Source organism: Zymobacter palmae, from assembly GCF_003610015.1.
GTDB classification, from domain to species: Bacteria; Pseudomonadota; Gammaproteobacteria; order Pseudomonadales; family Halomonadaceae; genus Zymobacter; species Zymobacter palmae.
Genome location: NZ_AP018933.1, coordinates 149,145 through 167,811 on the forward strand (window position 1 = coordinate 149,145; position 18,667 = coordinate 167,811).

Sequence of the window (18,667 nt, forward strand, 5' to 3'; positions counted from 1 at the left end):
TTGTTATAGTTATATTTCGTCTTTTGTGTAATAGTTTTATATGATTGTTCGCGTATTTTATAAAATTTATTTTGGTATATAAAACCGTATTCCATAGAGTGCAATTTTTTCAAGTTGGATGGATTAGGGCGAAAATTTATCAAGTTATATGCAGATTTTTTTATATATAAAAATTCTGTGGATAAAAAAGCCCCCACTGCTTTCAGGCGGTAGGGGCTTGATTATCACTCGTCCACTATTTAGGAATGATGGTGGGACGGTGTGGATTCCGGTACAACGAAGGTATCTTCGAAGCTCTCCGGTTGGTCACCGATTTCTGCATCTCTGAAATCAGCTTGGGAGGCTTCCTTTTCGTCTTCTGTCGCTGTTGCTGCCTTGTTCTTTATGAAGTCGAGGCGTGTCTGCGCGGCCTGCAGGAAGTCGGGAATACCCTGTGCCCACTGCTCGATCTTGTCTTGCTGGTTCCAGTCGCTGCCTTCCATGTCGTCTTTCATATCAGCTAGGTTCTGTTTCAGGCTGGCAATGGCTTTTTCGACAACAGGCACATCAACGTCATCTTTACGCAGGCTGCGCGTGATCAGGTTGATGTCCAGCGCCAGCGTATAGACCCAGTGGACATGACGGCGGGCATGGTCATGGCCGATAGTGTCGAGACGTGCCTTGTACCACTTTTCTTCAACTTCGCCGTAGATCTGGAACAGGTCCTGACCTTTGTCAGCGAGTGCATTGAAGTTGTCGACCGCCGCGTCGAACTCTTCCGGCGACATTTTGTGATCGCCGTTGCTGTCGAGGCTACGTGTGACTTCTTGGAAGTTGCGCAGATAGGTTTCGCCTGCGCTGTGCAATTCGGGGATCTTGCCTCGGTAGTCGATGGAGCGTCCGCAGTTGCGCGTGCTGAACATCAGCGGCACGGTAACGCTGCCGCCTTTTTCAATCGTCGGTGATGACTTTCTCATGAACTCCAGCAGCTCATGATGAATGACGTTGCAGTCGAGCGCATTGTTGAGTTCGTCCAGCTGATAATACTGTTTTTCTTCTGTTTTCAGCGTTTCTTTGTTACCGACCCGGTTGCAGCCTTTGATCGCGATGATGCCGACGACCACGATGATACTGCCGATGGTCGATGCAACCTTACGTAGTGTAGAGTTCATGAGCGTTATATATCTCGCATAGATTCCCTGAGAGTGCCACGTGACGAGAATGCTCTCACCATGCAGTATAAATACTGTCTTCGCGGCAAAGTAGGCGGGGATGGTATCACAGGTTTATAACGTTGTTTAAGGAGCCCGTATAAAGTATAGGTGTTTGCAAGGTGCGCTTCCCGTTTTCCCCACTATTATTAATGCTTCAAGTGTATTGCTGCGCGATTATGTCGCTCATTATCTTTCTATAACTATTGAGAGAAGGCTTATCTTTACCCTCCTTTCTTATTTATTGATATGTAACTAGCAGTTTGCGTCATGATGAAATAAGGCGGTCATCCGTGGGGACTCGCACACGTTATCGAGCCCCAAGGAAAAAAGCGTGAGGGCACGGGTGCGGTTCGGCAGAGGCCGGTGCACGCCGTGCCGCTCACGCGGACAAGCGGATGCGATGGGACGTGATGATGAGATGAGCGAGGCTTAGCTCAGTACCTCGTCGACGGGCACCATAGTGCGAATACGGTCGCGTATCAGGGTGCTGGCACCGCGATTGCGTTCGACAACGCGCAGGCCGGCTTCGCCTAGCCAGTGGCGCGCACTGGTATCGACAAACAGTTCGATGAGTACATGGCCCAAAGTGGTGGCATCGCTTACTTTGCGCCGAGCCTGATGCTCTTCCATGACATCGGCGATTTCCTGCAGGTTGTTCAGATATGGGCCGCTGATGACCGGGACACCAAGCGCTGCCGGTTCCAGCAGATTGTGCCCCCCGATCGGCACCAGGGTGCCTCCGACAAACGCCACGTCGCTGGCGGCATAGAGGGCCATCAGCTCGCCCATGGTGTCGCCAAGGTAGACGCGTGTGTCGGCTGTGATGGGTTCGTCATGCGAGCGTCTGGCAACGGCTGAGGGGAAGACTTTAAGGCACTCGCTGGCAACGTCATCGAAGCGCTGCGGGTGGCGCGGCACCAGTATCAGCAAGGCATCGGGTTTCACCTTGAGCAGCTGTGTGTGTGCGGCGAGTGCGGCGTGTTCTTCGCCTTCATGCGTCGAGGCGGCAATCCATACCGGACGCTGGCCGATCAGCGTGCGCAGCGCAGCGCCTTTCTCTCGCTGTTCTTCGCTGACCGTAAGGTCAAATTTCAATGCACCGGCGACCGACAGACGCTTAGGCGGTACCCCCAGCGAGCGGAAACGTTTGGCATCTTCGCCGCTCTTAGCCGCAATCCAGTTAATGCGGATCAGCATGTCGCGCGTGAGCTGCTGGAAGCGCCTATAGCGTGAGTAGGCTTTGTCGGAGAGGCGTGCGTTGATCATGACCACCGGCACATTGTGCTCCGAGGCGGCATACAGCATGTTGGGCCACAGCTCGGTTTCTGCCAGTACCAGCAGCTCTGGGGTCAGCGAGCGCACGAAGCGTTTCATTGCCCCCGGAAAGTCGATCGGCAGAAAGTGATGAATGACCGTGTCTCCGAACAGGCTTTTGACTCGCTCGGCGCCGGTCGCGGTCATGGTGGTGACGACGATCGTGTGCGACGGGTAGTCGGCCAGCAGTTGCCGGATGACGGGGGCCGCGGTGATGACTTCACCGACAGAGGCGGTGTGCACCCATAGGGTCTTTCGCTCTCGGTAGTCGGGAATATGGCCCATTCGCTCACCTGCCGGATGATCCGGCAGGCTCTCGCGTTTCAGACGTTTGAAGATCAGCGGTGACAGCGCATAGAGCAGTGCGCTGTATCCACGTCGGCCAAACATTATGGGGTCTGCCCTTGAATAGCCTTGATCAGGGCGCTGGTCGACACGCCTTCCTCGAAGCCCAGTACTTTGACTTCGCCACCGTTGGCGAGCACGGCTTCATGCCCGGCGATCTCTTCAACCTTATAGTCGCCACCCTTCACCAGCACGTCTGGCAGGATCTTTTCGATCAGGGCCTGAGGGGTGTCTTCGCTGAATGGCACGACCCAGTCAACGGACGCCAGTGCGCCGAGCACGCGCATGCGGCGGTCCAGTGTGTTGACGGGGCGCGTCGGGCCTTTGAGGCGCGCGACAGATGCATCGTCGTTGACGGCCACCAGCAAGCGGTCACCGAGCTGGCGCGCTTCTTCGAGATAACCGACATGGCCTGAATGCAGAATGTCGAAGCAGCCATTGGTCATCACTACGCGTTCGCCGCGCGCCTGTGCTGCGCGCACTTGGCGGATGACGGCGTCCAGAGAGCTGTCGCTGGTGGACGATTGGCCCGCATCCTGAATCGCTTCATGCAGTTCAGCGACGGTCAGTGTGGCGGTACCTGCTTTTGCCACGACAACGCCTGCTGCAAGGTTAGCCAGCCACATTGCGGTCGGCAGCGGTTGCCCGGCCGCCAGTGCCAGCCCCAGCACCCCGATCACGGTATCCCCTGCCCCAGTGACATCGTAGACGGCTTGGGCATGAGTTGGCAGGTGCAGCGGTGCTTCGTTGGCGCGAATCAGCATCATGCCGCGTTCGCTTAGGGTGATCAGCAGTGCTTCGAGCCCCAGCTCTTTGCGCAGGCGTTCGCCTTTGGTGATCATGTCGTCGTCATCGGTACACGGCCCGACGACCGCTTCGAATTCGCTCAGATTCGGGGTGATGATGCTAGCCCCTTTGTAGCGCGAATAGTCGCTGCCTTTGGGGTCGATTAGTACGCGCTTGCCGAGTTTGCGGCCCAGCGCGATCAGCTGTTCGATATTGCTCAGCGAGCCCTTGCCGTAATCCGACAGAATCATTAGGTCTGATTCTGGCAGGGCTTCGGCAACGCGATCCGCGAGTGGTGCGGCGTCTTCGGCGGAGGCCGGTGATTCGAAATCGAGGCGGATAAGCTGCTGGTTGCGGCTCATGACGCGTAGCTTGGTGATGGTCGGTACGGCGTCGCTGACGTGGAAGTGAGTCGTGATGCCCGCCTGTGTCAGCGCAGCGGCCAGACGATCGGCGTTGTCGTCGCGTCCGACTAGACCGGACAAGCAGACATGGGCACCCAGCGATGCGATGTTGAGGGCAACGTTAGCAGCCCCACCCGGACGGTCTTCACTCTCGTCGACCCGTACGACCGGGACCGGCGCTTCGGGCGAGATTCGGGAAGTCGGTCCGTACCAGTAACGGTCCAGCATGATGTCGCCGACGATCAGAAGACGCGCCGAGTCGAAAGCAGTGAGGTCCAGCATCGTGATCCATGTCTCCGCTGAAGAAGATAAAAAAGGTAGCACCGCATTCAGACAGTGCGTGGAATGTCTTTGCCGAATAAAGGGCTGTCGTCGTGATCGCGTATGGCTGTGACGTTTAGAAGCCGATCTAGGTGCGATGTGACATCGTCAATGGTGATCAGTTGCATGGCATCCGGGTGACGTACACGAGCGCCCCAGGTGATGTCGTCCAGCGTGTTGTGCATATAGCGTGTGACGGCATCGGGGTAGCGGTTGACGACATAGTCGCGCCACAAATAAGGCGCAGCGCGATCGGGATTGGTTGTCGCGAACAGGCCTAACACGGGCGTGCCCAGCGCGTTGGCCATGTGCACCGGTCCTGAGTCGGGTGCAATGACGACGCGAGCACGGCGAATTAGCGCCAGCAGTCCCTTAAGTGAGGTCTTGCCCGAGGCGTCGATGGGAACCCCTTCTTCGCCCTCTTGGTGGGCCGCTCTGAGTTGACGCGTGCGTTCGATGATGTCGGCGATCATGGCCTGCTCTTCTTCACGTCGACCACCGGTCAGTACAGTGACCAGCCCTTGGTGCCGATAAGCGTGGTCGATGACCGCAGCATAGCCTTCGGCCGTCCAGTTGCGATAATTGCGTCGCCGAGGTGTGGCACAGGGACTCAGTACCATGTAGCGTGCGCCTCGGGTAATCTCCGCAGCCTCGGCAAAAGCGCTGTCGGGAATGGGAATATGCCATTCAAGACTGTCGCGTGCCGTAAGCTCATCCTGAACGCCGAGTGCTCGGGCAAAGTCGACAAACGACGCCAGCACGTGAGCTTCAGGATGCGGTGCCAGTTTGCAGTTGGTGAACCACGTCTGATGGTCCTTGGCGCGGGCTGCGTCATACCCCAGACGTACGCGGGCTTTCAGGCCCAGTGACAGAATACTGGCTCGGATGGATTGCTGTGCGTGAACGAGTACATCGAAGCGTGTCTTCGACAGCTGGCGCCATAGGGCATACATTCCCTTCAGGCCAGTAGATTTGTCGTACACCACAAGCTCGACCCCATCGAGGCCACTGAGTAGACTGTGCTCCGCGCGGCCGACGATCCAGGTAATACGAGCGTCTGGCCACTGATGCTGCATAGCCCTGATGGCGGGCACCAGGTTGCAGACATCTCCCAGCGCGGATAGTCGCAATACACAGATATGCGTCGGCGAAGCAGGCAAAGGTAGCGTCATGCGAATACTCGAATCCCAAAGTGCGAATGCGCACATTCTATATGATGCCACGGCACTTTGCGGCCCTGTCACCCCGGAACTGTTCACCCGGGCGTACTGGCAGGACCGTGAAGCTATCGTAGGCGAAGCCCCCGGACGAGGTGCCAGCGTCTTCTTCGATCCTGGCGATCACGCCAGCGAAACGACGGAAGACGGTTGGGTGCTGCGCCCGTATCGTCGCGGAGGCATGGTGGCTCGGGTTAGCCAGCAGCGCTATGTCTGGTGTGGCAGCGCACGTACGCGCGCCGCGCGCGAGTTCCGCCTCACCGTTGCCCTGCGTGAAAAGGGCCTTTCCGTTCCGCAGCCTATCGGAGCCTGCGTATGGCATACCGGCCTCTTTTATGAAGGCGCCTTGATTACCGTACGTATTCCCGGTGCCCAGACGCTTGCCGACTGCATCGAATCTTCCGAAGATCTGCCCTATACCTCTCTGAGGGCGGTCGGTGCCCTGATCCGCAAGGCGCACGAGCTTGGTCTTGATCATGTTGACCTCAATGCGCGCAATCTGTTGCTGGATCGTGATGGAAAACCGTGGATCATCGACCTGGATCGCTGTCGTATTCGCAACGGGCACCATTGGCAGGCGCGCAATATGGAACGCCTTGAGCGCTCGCTGACCCGTTTTGCACCTTCCCGTGCGACCGGGTTGATGCACGAGATTCGCCAAGGCTATCTCAAGCCTACCCCATGACGCTGCTTCTTTCGCCGGATTATGCCTTCGACCATGACAACACCTGACCTTCGCGTACTGGTCGTACGCAACGACAAGCTTGGCGACTTCATGCTGAGTTGGCCCGCCCTGAAAACGCTCAAGCAGGCACAGGCGGACATTCATGTCACCGTGCTGGTGCCGGAATATACGGCATCCATCGCGCACTGCTGCCCTTGGGTCGATGACGTCATCATTGATCCCGGTCATGGCGCATCGCGTGCCGAGCGCCGTCACTTGCTCAACCGCATGCACGACAAGCAGTTCGATGCGATGCTGACACTGTTCTCTACGCCCCGCATTGGTTGGTTGGGCTGGCGCGCGGGTATTCCGATGCGCATGGCACCGGCTACCAAGTGGGCGCAGATTTTCTACAACCACCGTGTCGTACAGCACCGTTCTCAGTCTCTGAAACCGGAGTACGAGTACAACGTTGACCTGGCGCTGGCTCTGCTGGAACGACTCAACGTACAAGGTGACGCTGCTCGTCCGCCGTTCTGGCCGATGACCGAGCGTTCGCATCGTCAGGGCCGTGTGGCTCTGGCCAAGGCGTGCGGTCTGTCGCTAGATCGCCCATGGTGGTGTGTGCACGCTGGCAGCGGCGGTTCAGCCGTTAATCTAACCCCCGAGCGCTATGCCGAACTGATCAAGAAGGTGCATGCCCGTCTCGACCGTCCCGTTCACTGGCTGTTCAGTGCTGGGCCGGGTGAAGAGGCTGTGGCCACGTCATTGTGCGATCGCCTGACCGCCGGAGGCATAGACGCTCGTCGCCTGCCGGCCAACCAACGCCTTTCAGCATTGGCCAAGATGCTGGACGCTACCGATGGGCTGATCGCCGGTTCAACGGGGCCACTGCATATTGCCGGTTGCCTCGACATTGCGACCGTTGGCTTCTATCCCGCCAAGCGTTCGGCGACCTCGCTGCGCTGGCAGACCTGCAATCACGACGATCGGCGCTTGGCCTTTTCTCCGCCGCAGGGGGACGACACGGCCACGGATATGAGCCTGATCGACCTTGATGCGGCAAGTGCTGCGATCGCCGATCTCATTATGCGTCGTGGGGCCTACACCGATGTCCATGATGTGCATGAGGACATCGACGACTAGGGCAGCGACACAGTAACGCCGTCATGGCATCGGCCAAAGCCGGAATATTCGCTCTCAATGGGGTTTATTTTGGCGTATGGCCGTTTTCATGCGATATCGTCGAACACATCCATGCGCGGGTGGCTGCTTCTCGTAGCGGTAGCTGGCGCATCAACCGTGGTATTCATTTTTGATGGGAACGTTCATGCCTCGCCCCCTCGTCATTCTCGACCGTGATGGTGTCATCAATCAGGACAGTCGCCAGTACATCAAACACCGTGATGAATGGATCCCTCTGCCCGGAGCGATCGACGCCGTCGCGCGTCTGGCGAAGGCGGGCTACGACGTCGCGATAGCCACGAACCAGTCCGGCATCGCCCGTGGCCTGACACCAATGATCGAGCTGGAGGCGATGCACGAGCGAATGACCTCGCTGGTAGATGCTGCCGGGGGGCGGCTGGCCTATATTGCGTACTGCCCGCATGGCCCCGATGACGGGTGCGATTGTCGCAAGCCGCTGCCGGGGATGTTGCATCGGATCGCGCGTGAGCTAGGGCATAAGCGCCTTGATGAAGCATGGATGGTGGGTGATTCCTTGCGCGATCTTCAGGCGGGCGAAGCAGCGGGCACTCGGCTGGCGCTGGTGCTGACGGGTAACGGGCAGGAGACGCGTCCCAAACTGGACGCTCTTCAGCACAGCGAGGCGGTATGGGTCTGTGATGATCTGGCCGACTTCGTTGATCGGTTGCTGAACGAGGCCGCGTGATCCTTTGAATGGCTGATGACGAGGAAGCCCCAAGGCGATGTTATCGTCCTGGGGCTTTCTTTATCGCGGCATAGTGATCGACGCGATGTGGCTATACCGCGGCTTCCGTGGCGGCTTCTTCCATTTCAGGGGCTGGCATGCGTTCGGGATAGCCTAGCGCAGTGACGATCTGACGGGCCATATCCTCGCGCAGTGCTTCCCGGCGTTTGAAGGCGGCGCGACGCTGGCTCTTAACCTGCTGAATGTCACGCTCGGGTTCCGCTGGCGGCAGTTGGAACCAGCCTCCCTTGATTTCTTCCCCACCATTTTCCGCCCAGAAGCGGTCGTAGCTGGATTTCAAACGCTTGCGGCGCGGATGTGCAGTTTCCGTGATTCCCTTGACGCAGTCGGCCTCAAAGACGAGTGCGCAGGCGTACATGGCCGATACCATCACGTTTTGCGGGCGCAGGCCGTGCAGCGCCTTGTTGTAGCGCTTGATGATGTCACCCTGCTCAGGGCGTGGTCCCTGCAGACCTCCAATCAGCAGCGTGGCGGGGGGGGCCAGCGAGAAGTTGAGCTGGTAAATCACCCCTTCCTCATCGGTCTCCATGAATAGGCCGATTTCACCTTCGCGTGGGAACGTTGCGCGACGCATGACGACACGCGCTTCGCCCTCGCCGTCCTTGAAGGGCAGCGTGGCCAGCAGCAGACCCTTGCCGGTGAAGATGGTTTCGAAGCGGTCTTTCGACAGCACATCGCACAGTCGCTGAGCTGTATGGTGCACGATTGACAGCTTCTGGGCCGCCGTCAGGTGGCGATTCAGGTAGGCTTTGAAGTGGCGATAGGAGAACTGCTCATCGCCTGCTGCTAGCGTACCGAACTGCGGATTGTCTGCCAGCGCGCGCAGCCAGTTTTGCTGGGGTTGACCGATTCTAGCGGATAGAAAAGCGCATTTGAGACGATGTTTCCACTGCTTGAAAGAACTCATGGGACTCCACTGAATCAAGTACAAGAAAATATGATCGTTATAGGTGAGTGGCGGCTTCCGCTGCAGGCGGCGCTACACAGGCACACTGAAAAGAACACCAAACGGCTTATTATGATACGGCAATCGTGAAGATAGTGTGCACAGAGATAACGGCATGGAGTGCCATAGCTTCTGCGTGGTCGTATCCCTGTGCGACGTTGAGCGGCTAGCAAACCCTCGCACGTGCGAGACATTATGCTATGCCTGTCTGTTTCTCATTCAAGGAGAACCGAAAATGACGTTTCGTCTGCTGAGCGATACGCTCAAGGATGGACAGCGCCTGACCAAAGCGCAGTGGGCTGCCTATCCCGGCCTTGAAGGCGACAATCTGTCGCCTGAGTTGCATTGGGAAAATGCTCCTGAAGGTACTCGCAGCTTTGTCGTGACTGTCTACGATCCTGATGCGCCCACTGGTTCGGGCTGGTGGCACTGGGTGGTCGCCAATATTCCGGCGGATGTTACTTCGCTGCCGGAAGGTGCGGGCAGCGGACGTCATCCGCTGCCCCAGGGTGCCGTGGCAGTCTATAACGATTCCTGCACCACGGACTTTGCCGGAGCCGCACCGCCTCCGGGCCACGGTGATCACCGCTACATCTTTACAGTGCATGCGCTGAAGGTCGCATCGCTCGACCTGCCTGAAAACCCGACGCCTGCCCAGGTCGGTTTCCGCGTACATTTCAATGCGTTGGCAAGCGCTTCGTTCACGACGGTCTTCGGTCGTTGAACGCGTCAGGGGCGTGCGCGCGCCCCTGACACATCGCCCGGCTTTGGTGCATCGGTTATGATGGTCGTTCTTTCGTGGCGAAGTCATGTGCGTGTCTTCGTCGCGCTCTTGGCAAGCCGTTGCCGAGAGGTTGCCGCTTCAGGCTTATCTAGAACAATCATTCAAGGCAGACCTCATGACCGAACTTCGTCAGACCGATCAGGTGCTACCTGCTGCCCAACGAGCGTTGAACCGTCAGGATATAACGTGGGCACTCGGCCTCTTTGGTACGGCCATTGGTGCGGGGACGCTTTTCCTGCCCATCGCCGCCGGTATCGGGGGAACATGGACGCTTTTGTTCATTGCATTGTTTGCCCTCCCCGTTACCTACTTCTCTCACCGAGCGCTTACCCGTTTCGTCCAGTCCGGCGCAGACAGTGATCGCGACATTACCGATGTCGTTGGCCGACATTTCGGGCCGCATGCCCGAGCGTTATTCACGGTGCTCTATTTCTTCGCCATCTTCCCCATCCTGCTGGTCTATAGCGTTGCCATCACCAACACCACGCTTGATGTGCTGACCCACCAATTGGGCATGACGTCTCCTCCCCGAGCGCTGGTGTCCTTCCTGCTGATCGCAGTACTGATCGGCATTGCACGCGGTGGTGAGCGTCGTGTCGTCAAGGCGATGAGCTATCTGGTCTATCCCTTCATTGCCGCTCTCGTCATTCTGTCGCTGATCTTGATTCCTCACTGGAGCACGGCGTTCTTTGCGGCATCCGCCAGAACCGAGGCGGCGAGCAGTAGCAGTGCGGTGTGGACATCCATCTGGATGGCGATTCCCGTGCTGGTCTTCTCGTTCAACCACTCCCCGATCATCTCTGCCTTTGCTATGGATCAGCGTCAGCGTTACGGTGCTAACGCCGATCGCAAGAGCTGCCAGATTTTGGGCGGCGCTCACCTGCTGATGGTCGCGACCGTGCTGCTGTTTGTGTTCAGTTGCGTGCTATCGCTCACCCCGGCTGATCTTGCCGAAGCCAAGGCGGACAACATCACTATCTTGTCCTATCTGGCTCGCCACTTTAATACCCGGATCATTGAGGTGGCCGCCCCCATCATTGCCCTGATCGCCATTGCCAAGTCCTTCCTTGGGCACTATATCGGCGCGCGAGAAGGGGCCGTAGGGCTGATCGAGCACGTTTGCCGTGGCAAGTCCTCCTCGCGTCGTCATCGTGTGCTCAACGATGTGGCTGCCGTGCTGATGGGACTGAGCTGCTGGGGTGTGGCGACCCTAAACCCCGGTATCCTGTCGATGATCGAGAAGCTGGGCGGCCCCATCATTGCGCTGCTGCTGTTCCTACTGCCGATGGTGGCCATCTACACGCTGCCCGTGCTGAGCCGTTACCGTCGCAACCCCTCCAACCTCTTGGTCATTGTGATCGGGGTGTTGGCGGTATTGGCGGCATTCAGCCAGATCACCGGTATACTGTCGGCACTGTGGTCGTTTCTGACCCATGCGGTATAGTGCTCGTTCTGTGTGTATGGCTTGTTAAGACAAGGCCCGGCGACCACCGGGCCTTGTCGTGTTCACTTTCGTTTTTTCTGGAGGTCGCGCATGCGCCTTGACGCCACCATTACCAGCGCAGCCAATCCGCGCATCAAAGCCATGCGTAAGCTGTATACCAAGAAGTACCGTAACGCTGAACAGGCCTTTCTGGTAGAAGGCGTGCGGGCCATTGCCGATGGCTGTCGTGGTGGACATGTGCTCCGAACATTGGCGTTTGACGCCGATGCACGTCCCTCTGATGAAGCCCTCAACCAGCTGCTGGTCGATGCCACCGCACAGGATCATGTTGAACTGATCCCCACCACGGCACAGGTGCTGGGGCAGATGTCTGGGCGTGACAATCCTCACCATGCAATCGCGGTGTTTCATCAGCAATGGCAGCCACTGGATAGCGTCGTTCCTGCGGTTGAAGAGGTGTGGATTGTGCTCGACAGCCCGCGTGACCCTGGCAACTTGGGCACCATTATCCGCACCTGTGATGCGGCGGGCGCCCGCGGCGTCATTCTGTTGAATGACAGTTGCGATCCCTTCTCGCCGGAAGCGCTGCGTGCGACGACCGGTGCGCTGTTCGACGTGGTGCTGGTCAAAAGCACGACCGCACCGTTTATCGAATGGGCTCATCAGCACCGCGTCAGCATGATCGGCACGACGCTGGAGCGTGCGCAGGACTACCGCGAGGCTGATTATGAGACGCACGCCTGTGCGCTTCTGATGGGAACGGAGCAGTCCGGGCTGTCAGCCGCGCTGCTGGAAGCCTGTGATCAGCGCGTGAAGATCCCGATGCGGGGCGGGACGGACTCACTGAATTTGGCCGTGGCCAGTGGCCTCATGCTGTACGAGGCCACCAACCGTAAGGCGTAGCGCTATGCGCTAGCGGGAACGGGCCTGACTGATGTCGATTTCAGTCAGGTCATTGATGAAGAAAAGAAAGCACAGTGCGCCCAGTAGGGCGACGGCCCCCAGATAGTACATCCCACCGTTCAGACTCCCCGTCATGTCGCGCACCCTGCCGAACACCAGTGGGGTCAGAATGCCGGCCATGTTCCCACAGATATTGAGAATACCGCCTGCCGTGCCGATCATGCGCTTCGGCAGGATATCGCTCATCGCGGTCCAGCCCAGGTTGGAGCCGGCATTGGCCAGAAAGACCACCGACAGCACACAGATCACCACCAGTGGCCAAGCGCTCAGGAATGGGCTGCAGAAGATCAGCGCGGACACCAGTAGGCCCGATACGATCGGAATTTTGCGCGCCTTGACCAGCGAATGGCCGCTCTTGAGAAGCAGATCGCTCCATACGCCACCGAACAGCACCCCGACCGCCGCTAGCAGGAAGGGCACGCTTTCCATGACGCCCGCCCATGCGCCTTGCAGCTGCAGGCTGCTGCGCAAGAACGGTACAAACCATGTCAGGAAGAAGTAGAGGATGGAGGTGGCGGCAAAGTGCATGAAGCAGATGCCCCAGAAGCGGCCCTGAGCCAAAATATGGCGCAACTCGGGCCAACCAACCTTGCCGCTATCCGGTTCATCGGCGACGGAAGGTGCCTGACGATTGTCTTGCCGAATCAGGGCCAGTTCCGCCGCATTGGCACGGCTATGCTCTGGATCGCGGTAGCCGAACAGCCACCATAGCCCCAGCAGAATGCCCAGCCCACCGGACACATAAAAAACGGAAGGCCAACCGTAACGCACCCCTACGATGCTCAGCACAGGCACCATCAGGCCTGTGACCAGATACTGTCCTGTCGAATAGGCCCCGATGGCGCGCGCTCGTTCATGATGCGGAAACCACATGGCCGCAATCTTGGCGTTGGCCGGAAAGGAAGGAGCTTGCGCCAGTCCAATTACGATGCGGCACACCATCATCAGACCCAGAACGGCCGTTGTGCCGAAGCCTAGCAGTCCGCCAATGCCCATCGCAAAGGTGGCACCGCTCCACAGCAGGATCAGTAGCGCATAGAAGCCTTCCGTGCCCCAGCGGTCTAATAAGCGCCCGCCTGGCACCTGTGCTATTAAATAGGCCACGATAAAGGTCGATTGCAGCCAGCCATATTGAGTGCCGGTCAGCCCGAACTGGTGCTCAAGACTGCCCTGCACCACCGACAGATTGACCCTGTCCATATAGTTGACACCTACGGCCAGAAACAGCAGTACCAGTACGCCCCAGCGCACCCTAGAAGGCCGCAGCCCTTGTGTATGAACGTCGCTCGTCATCGTTTGCGTTGGCCGGATGGCCACCTCCTGTCCAATCCATGGATGATTTCGAAGGAAACATGCCTTGCGCGTCGGGCATAGCCTGCTCGTTATCGTGAAGGCACCGTTACTATTCCTACCCTACTGCTCATTGACCCCCGCTGACCATGCCGATTCTTTCCCTGCTATCTTTTACCGCACCGTCATCGGGCGAGTTACTTTGTGGAAATGATCGTAATTGGCCTCTTTTTTCTTCATAAACGCGAGTTGTTCAGGTAGCATCCCCGCCCTTTCACACGCAACCATGCCACGATGACGATAGGCATCGGGTGGATATACAGTTACCGCACAGCGCTTAATTGCAGATAGGCTCTGTCGATAATGAAAGGATGAACGATGTCCCAGACACTCCACTTCCGTACGGCACATCAAGGGGATATCCCGCGCCTGCTGACGTTGATCAATACGGCCTATCAGGCATTGATTCATGAACCGTGGGCGGAAGAGATCGGTATGCCAGATGAACCGCGGGCGACCGTCGACAGTCTGCGCAGTGATCTGGCGCGCACAGATGGCCGCATCGTGGTCGGCGAACAGGAGGGGCACCTAGTGGTCTGTGCTTGGCTTGGCGAAGAAAAGGACGGTGCTGGCTATTTCGGCATGTTTGCCGTCGATCCTGACTGTCAGGGCCAAGGGCTGGGGAAGAAGATGCTGGATGAAGCGGTGCGCTGGCATGCAGCCGCAGGGCGCCATGCGATCCGGCTGGGTGTTATTCGTCCCCGTCGCGAGCTGATGGCGTGGTATAACCGACAGGGGTTCGAGTACACCGGCGATAGCAGCTCATTCGATCCGGGAGCTGGGCATGCGCCTGTTCCGCTCGACGTGATGGAAATGCCGCTGGCGAAGTATCGACATCAGGCCTGCTACCGCTAGTCGAGGCGGCGTACCATTGATGGCGCTGGCATTGGGCACGCATCGCAGGTATAAGAAATTCAGGCACAAAAAAAGGACCCGCTCGAAAGCGGGTCCCCTTTATCAACAGCCGGCGTTCGCCGGACTAATCAATAATGATTAGTCAGCGAGGCGGATGTTGGAAGCCTGGAGGCCTTTTTTACCCTGAGTGACGTCGAAAGTAACTTTCTGACCGTCTTGCAGGGATTTGAAGCCTTCAGCCTGAATTTCGGAGAAGTGTGCGAACAGGTCGTCGCCACCGTCTGCCGGAGAGATGAAACCAAAACCTTTCTGGTCGTTAAACCATTTAACTGTGCCAGTTGCCATTGTCGAAATCCTCGATTGACTGGGAATAGACGGGACCTATAGATGCGAATCATATATAGGACATGTCGTGGGTAAAACAAGAGAAATATCTACCAGGCTACCGAAGGACTCGATTACAACTGACGATATGACTTGCTAACCTACAAGGCCTATCCTGCGCGTTCACAACAACAGCGTCAAGCAAATTATCAGCCTGCCTGTTCAAAAGCGCAGGGAATCCGTCAACGAGACGAAATGTCACTACAGTTTTCAGCATGGTCTACCGCTGGCTAGGCCTACCCTGCCACAATGATGTCGACTCTTCGCCACTCTCCTGCCATGGATGGAGGACTCCTTCCGATATGACACATCCCCCTGCCCTACATCACCGACGCCTGCTATGGGGCGGCCTACTGGTGCTGATCGCCGTGCTGCTGCTGTTTGGGCAGTTCGACCATGACCTGTGGTCGCCCGATGAGCCGCGCGAAGCCGGTATCGCGTGGGAAATGCTGCGCTCGCATGACTTCATTGTGCCCACGTTGAGCGGTGAGTATTTCATTGAGAAGCCGCCACTGTTCTATTGGAGCGTGCTGCTGGTGAATGCTGTGACGGGATACTTCATTGATCCTGTTAATGTGCTGCGCCTGACCTGTTCGCTCTATGCAGCGGGAACACTGGCATGTCTGTGGCTCGCTACGCGCCGGATGTTCGGTGAGCGGGCGGCATGTTGGAGCGTGCTGTCGCTGGCAACCATGAGTGGTTTCCTCGAACACTTCCATGTGATCCGTACGGATGTGGCGCTGGCCTTTTTCTGTGCCATGAGCCTGTGGACGCTGATCGCGTTCTACTTAGACAACCGTCGCGTGTTTGCGCTGTGGACCGGCATCGCCATTTCGGGGGCCTTTCTGGCTAAGGGGCCAGTGGCTCCGCTGGTCATGATTCCTTTCTGGGGTGCTCTCTTCCTGCATCAGCTGTGGGCACGCGGCAAGACGCACTGGCGGCAGATCGTGCTCGACAACCTTCTGCTGGTTATCGTGATGGTGGTGCTGTGCGGCGGCTGGTGCTGGGCACTGGTCAGCCATAAGGACGGCGAATGGCTGTGGAACGAGTGGTTCTGGCGCAATCAGGTGGGCCGATTGAACGGTACCGCTGGGCTGGGTCATGACGAAGCGACAACCAAGTTTGACTATATCCCCTCCATGCTGTCACTGACGCTGGCGTGGGTGCCGCTGATCGTGGCGTGGCTGGTCACGACCCTGAGCGCAGGTCGCCGTATGGGGTTGCGCCAACTGTTGCTGCTGATCGGCGGTATCATGAGTTTCCTGATCCTGTCGATGGCGCAGACCAAGCGTTCGCTCTACCTGTTGCCGATCCTGCCGTTCTTCGCCATGATGGCGGGCCAATATCTTGCACATCATGCTCCGGCGCGCTGGGTGCGTGGCTATGCCTTGTTCACGCTGTGGGCGGCGCTGGCGTTCCAGCTGGTCGTGCTGCTATTGCCGCTGTATGCGCATCTGCTGCCCACTCGCCATGCCACACCTGAGATGATCGAACTGATCGCTCGCAATCACATGGGGCAGATCGCCGCCGTGGTGCTCAGCATCGCGCTTGTCGTGTGCATGCGCATGACATCGCTTGGCGCCGTGCGCATCTTCTTGGCGGCATTCAGTGTCTTTATCACTTGGACGTTGTTTATGAACGGTATTCAGGGGCCGCGCAAGAGCACGCGTGCCGAGAACGAGGCGCTCTATCAGGCGGTACCCGAGGCCTATCGTGCCAAGACCGCGGGGATGGGGCTGACAGAAGTCGAGCGTGGTGCGCTGGCGTTCTATCATGATTGGCGGGTAGGCGATATTAATGCCGAAGCGCTACAGGCCCGACTTGATGCACGCCAGCCCTTTGGCCTGCTAGTGCACGGTGCGAGCGACTACCAGAAGCTACGTCAGCAGCTGGCGCCGTGGATAGCACAGGAGCATGTTGGCTACTCGCGCAGCGAGCATGTCGACGATTCCACCCTGACGTGGGTCTGGCTGACCTTCCCTGACGCGGTGCCCTCGTCGCAAGGGGCAGCTGTCGCGCCCTGATCCGCACGATCATCGTTATAGATATGAAGAAGGGGTGGCTCGGCTGAGCCACCCCTTCTTTTTCATTTCCGCTGAAGTACCCATGGCAGTGGCACCTCATGCTGCACGGCGGCAATCGCCGGGCGTCGATCAGTTCTGTGTCGTTGTCGTATCGACCAGTTCAGCATCCGGTGCGTGGCGTTTTACAGATTCGATGCCTTTTTTGCAGGCCGCTTCGCTGCTGTAGGCTTGACTGGTGCCAATGACCTCATGGTTGCCCGCTTTGAGCACGAAGTACCATTTGCCGGCTTTGTTTTCCTTGCGCGCATAGCGCGTATCTTCAGGGGCGTTCTTCTTGACAGATTCGATGCCTTTCTTGCAGTTGACCTTCTGCGTATAGGCTTCACTGGCCAGAATGATTTCACCGTTGTTGGTGACCTTCAGATGAAAACGGAACTGCCCTTCACTGCTCTTGTAGATCTCGAACTTGGCTGCCATCTGCATGCGCTCCTTGTCGATGAAAGTGAATCTCATACCCTCGAGAGGCTCGAGAGATATGAGCCGCCACCTCCTGTGGCGATCTCACAGACAACTATAGCCCGTGGTACATGGGCTGCATGGCGACTAGGCTCTCGATGCCGACATTCATCCCGCCACCGTATGTTCAAGGAGAACAACAATGAAAATATCCGGTGCAACGGCAGGTGCTGTCATGGTCATGATGATGGCCTGTCTGTACGCGCCGATGGTCAGCGCTGCCATGACAAGCATGGCTGGCGACGAAATTCAGATCGACGGAGGCAAAAGCTACCTCAACAACAACCAATGGGGTGCAGCAGACGTTGAAGAAGGCTGGCAGCAGGTGTTCTATCACTCCGAGCATGATATGGGGTGGCGCTGGCACTGGCCGAGCACGACAGAGAGCGTCAAGGCCTATCCTGCACTGGTGACCGGCTGGCATTGGTCGTCCAACTATGACCCTCGTAGCCATCTTCCCGCCGCCCTTTCCTCCCTGCATCATGTCCGCACGCATGCCCGGTTCGCGCTGAACGCTGATGGTCGCTATAACGTTGCCTATGACCTGTGGTGCCATACCTCATCGCATGCGCGCTGGTATTCATCGCCTGCAGCGGAGGTGATGGTCTGGCTGCGCAGTATCAACGTTCATCCTGCTGGCGACTATAAGGGCCGGGTGACGATTGATGGGCGCCACTGGGGCTTCTATGTGGGCTCGCTTCCCACCGGTTGGCCGGTGTATACCTTTGTGCTTGAAGAGGGCGCTGATGACCTGTCCATGGATCTCCAGCCACTGCTGGGATACCTCGCCCGTACGGGCCATTGGCGAAGCGATGCGCTGTTCCTGAGCAGTGTCGAGCTCGGCTCTGAAATCTATTCGGGGTCGGGTGAACTTCACCTACTGGACTGGCAACTGGAGATTGATTGAATGGCCTGTGCGAGCGATGTCGGCCTCGCATCGACAGGTACGGGCACGCAAGGAGTAGTTGACACTGGGATCAGGATCGGTACGCTAGGCACCTGACACCGACCCGGTGTTTTGGAAAGCTGGCAGAGTGGCCGAATGCACTTGTTTCGAAAACAAGCGACCTGAGAGGGTCCGTAGGTTCGAATCCTACGCTTTCCGCCAAATTCAGAAGCCCGCACACGTTCTTTGTGTGCGGGCTTTGTCTTATCTGCTTTTCCCCTCGCCCATCTGTTTATTACGGCTTGAATCTTCCCTGCTCT

18 protein-coding genes and 1 tRNA gene are annotated in these 18,667 nt (G+C 57.8%); 11 read left to right on the plus strand and 8 right to left on the minus strand.

The genetic code is table 11. The features are described 5' to 3' along the window. Positions 1-239: 239 nt before the first annotated feature. The 4 genes from ZBT109_RS00660 to ZBT109_RS00675 form a co-directional block, all read right to left on the minus strand. The gene (locus ZBT109_RS00660; protein WP_027704461.1) at positions 240-1,151 is read right to left on the minus strand and encodes a hypothetical protein; all 912 of its coding nucleotides are present in this window, start codon (positions 1,149-1,151) and stop codon (positions 240-242) included. Positions 1,152-1,622: 471 nt separating this feature from the next. Beyond that, positions 1,623-2,897, minus strand: a complete 1,275-nt coding sequence (waaA, locus tag ZBT109_RS00665; protein ID WP_038277551.1) for a lipid IV(A) 3-deoxy-D-manno-octulosonic acid transferase — start codon at positions 2,895-2,897, stop codon at positions 1,623-1,625. Beyond that, a complete protein-coding gene (gene hldE / locus ZBT109_RS00670) occupies positions 2,897-4,324 on the minus strand; it encodes a bifunctional D-glycero-beta-D-manno-heptose-7-phosphate kinase/D-glycero-beta-D-manno-heptose 1-phosphate adenylyltransferase HldE (protein WP_038277553.1) in 1,428 nt (475 codons plus the stop codon). The genes waaA and hldE overlap by 1 nt, the downstream gene beginning before the upstream one ends. Positions 4,325-4,371: 47 nt before the next feature. Continuing rightward, positions 4,372-5,535: a glycosyltransferase family 9 protein gene (locus ZBT109_RS00675; protein WP_027704464.1), complete on the minus strand. Its 1,164-nt coding sequence runs from the start codon at positions 5,533-5,535 to the stop codon at positions 4,372-4,374. Here ZBT109_RS00675 and ZBT109_RS00680 point away from each other — a divergent pair. Genes ZBT109_RS00680 through gmhB form a run of 4 tightly spaced genes read left to right on the plus strand, consistent with a single transcriptional unit; the run spans position 5,534 to position 8,135 of the window. Then, entirely contained in the window at positions 5,534-6,265 is a 732-nt protein-coding gene (locus ZBT109_RS00680) for a 3-deoxy-D-manno-octulosonic acid kinase (RefSeq protein ID WP_027704465.1), read from the plus strand. The two genes, ZBT109_RS00675 and ZBT109_RS00680, sit on opposite strands and share 2 nt — an antisense overlap. Before the next feature lie 33 nt (positions 6,266-6,298). Beyond that, positions 6,299-7,390, plus strand: coding sequence for a glycosyltransferase family 9 protein (locus ZBT109_RS00685; protein ID WP_051523645.1), 1,092 nt, complete (start codon positions 6,299-6,301; stop codon positions 7,388-7,390). A gap of 23 nt (positions 7,391-7,413) precedes the next feature. After that, the gene (locus ZBT109_RS13675) at positions 7,414-7,563 is read left to right on the plus strand and encodes a hypothetical protein (protein WP_170144682.1); all 150 of its coding nucleotides are present in this window, start codon (positions 7,414-7,416) and stop codon (positions 7,561-7,563) included. Between the two features lie 11 nt (positions 7,564-7,574). Beyond that, positions 7,575-8,135, plus strand: coding sequence for a D-glycero-beta-D-manno-heptose 1,7-bisphosphate 7-phosphatase (gene gmhB / locus ZBT109_RS00690; RefSeq protein WP_038277555.1), 561 nt, complete (start codon positions 7,575-7,577; stop codon positions 8,133-8,135). 91 nt (positions 8,136-8,226) lie between these two features. Here the strand turns inward: gmhB and ZBT109_RS00695 are convergent, their stop codons facing one another. Continuing rightward, on the minus strand, positions 8,227-9,102 hold the full coding sequence (locus tag ZBT109_RS00695; RefSeq protein WP_051523646.1) for a VirK/YbjX family protein: 876 nt from the start codon (positions 9,100-9,102) through the stop codon (positions 8,227-8,229). 274 nt (positions 9,103-9,376) lie between these two features. Between ZBT109_RS00695 and ZBT109_RS00700 the strand changes: the two genes are divergently transcribed. From ZBT109_RS00700 to ZBT109_RS00710, 3 genes are all read left to right on the plus strand, one after another. Beyond that, the gene (locus tag ZBT109_RS00700; protein WP_027704467.1) at positions 9,377-9,865 is read left to right on the plus strand and encodes a YbhB/YbcL family Raf kinase inhibitor-like protein; all 489 of its coding nucleotides are present in this window, start codon (positions 9,377-9,379) and stop codon (positions 9,863-9,865) included. Between the two features lie 175 nt (positions 9,866-10,040). After that, entirely contained in the window at positions 10,041-11,369 is a 1,329-nt protein-coding gene (locus ZBT109_RS00705) for an SLC5/6 family protein (RefSeq protein WP_051523647.1), read from the plus strand. Between the two features lie 90 nt (positions 11,370-11,459). Continuing rightward, positions 11,460-12,272, plus strand: coding sequence for a TrmH family RNA methyltransferase (locus ZBT109_RS00710; RefSeq protein WP_027704468.1), 813 nt, complete (start codon positions 11,460-11,462; stop codon positions 12,270-12,272). 9 nt (positions 12,273-12,281) lie between these two features. On the opposite strand, the gene ZBT109_RS00715 is transcribed toward ZBT109_RS00710, so the two are convergent. After that, positions 12,282-13,625 carry an MFS transporter gene (locus ZBT109_RS00715; protein WP_051523648.1) on the minus strand — a complete coding sequence of 448 codons (1,344 nt, stop codon included), beginning with the start codon at positions 13,623-13,625 and terminating at the stop codon, positions 12,282-12,284. A 375-nt stretch (positions 13,626-14,000) separates the two neighbouring features. Between ZBT109_RS00715 and ZBT109_RS00720 the strand changes: the two genes are divergently transcribed. Beyond that, positions 14,001-14,537 (plus strand): GNAT family N-acetyltransferase, encoded by a 537-nt coding sequence (locus ZBT109_RS00720; RefSeq protein ID WP_051523649.1) that lies wholly within the window; start codon positions 14,001-14,003, stop codon positions 14,535-14,537. Between the two features lie 138 nt (positions 14,538-14,675). Here ZBT109_RS00720 and ZBT109_RS00725 read toward each other — a convergent pair whose 3' ends face one another. Then, entirely contained in the window at positions 14,676-14,882 is a 207-nt protein-coding gene (locus ZBT109_RS00725) for a cold-shock protein (RefSeq protein ID WP_027704470.1), read from the minus strand. 341 nt (positions 14,883-15,223) lie between these two features. Here ZBT109_RS00725 and ZBT109_RS00730 point away from each other — a divergent pair, with 341 nt between their 5' ends. Then, positions 15,224-16,945 carry an ArnT family glycosyltransferase gene (locus ZBT109_RS00730; protein WP_027704471.1) on the plus strand — a complete coding sequence of 574 codons (1,722 nt, stop codon included), beginning with the start codon at positions 15,224-15,226 and terminating at the stop codon, positions 16,943-16,945. A gap of 129 nt (positions 16,946-17,074) precedes the next feature. Here ZBT109_RS00730 and ZBT109_RS00735 read toward each other — a convergent pair whose 3' ends face one another. Continuing rightward, on the minus strand, positions 17,075-17,422 hold the full coding sequence (locus ZBT109_RS00735; RefSeq protein WP_027704472.1) for a YegP family protein: 348 nt from the start codon (positions 17,420-17,422) through the stop codon (positions 17,075-17,077). A 181-nt stretch (positions 17,423-17,603) separates the two neighbouring features. On the opposite strand from ZBT109_RS00735, the gene ZBT109_RS00740 reads away from it, so the two are divergent. Both ZBT109_RS00740 and ZBT109_RS00745 read left to right on the plus strand, forming a co-directional pair. Then, positions 17,604-18,368, plus strand: a complete 765-nt coding sequence (locus tag ZBT109_RS00740; RefSeq protein WP_051523650.1) for a GH12 family glycosyl hydrolase domain-containing protein — start codon at positions 17,604-17,606, stop codon at positions 18,366-18,368. Positions 18,369-18,481: 113 nt separating this feature from the next. Next, positions 18,482-18,569 (plus strand) — tRNA-Ser (locus ZBT109_RS00745). The last annotated feature ends 98 nt before the right edge of the window (positions 18,570-18,667 follow it).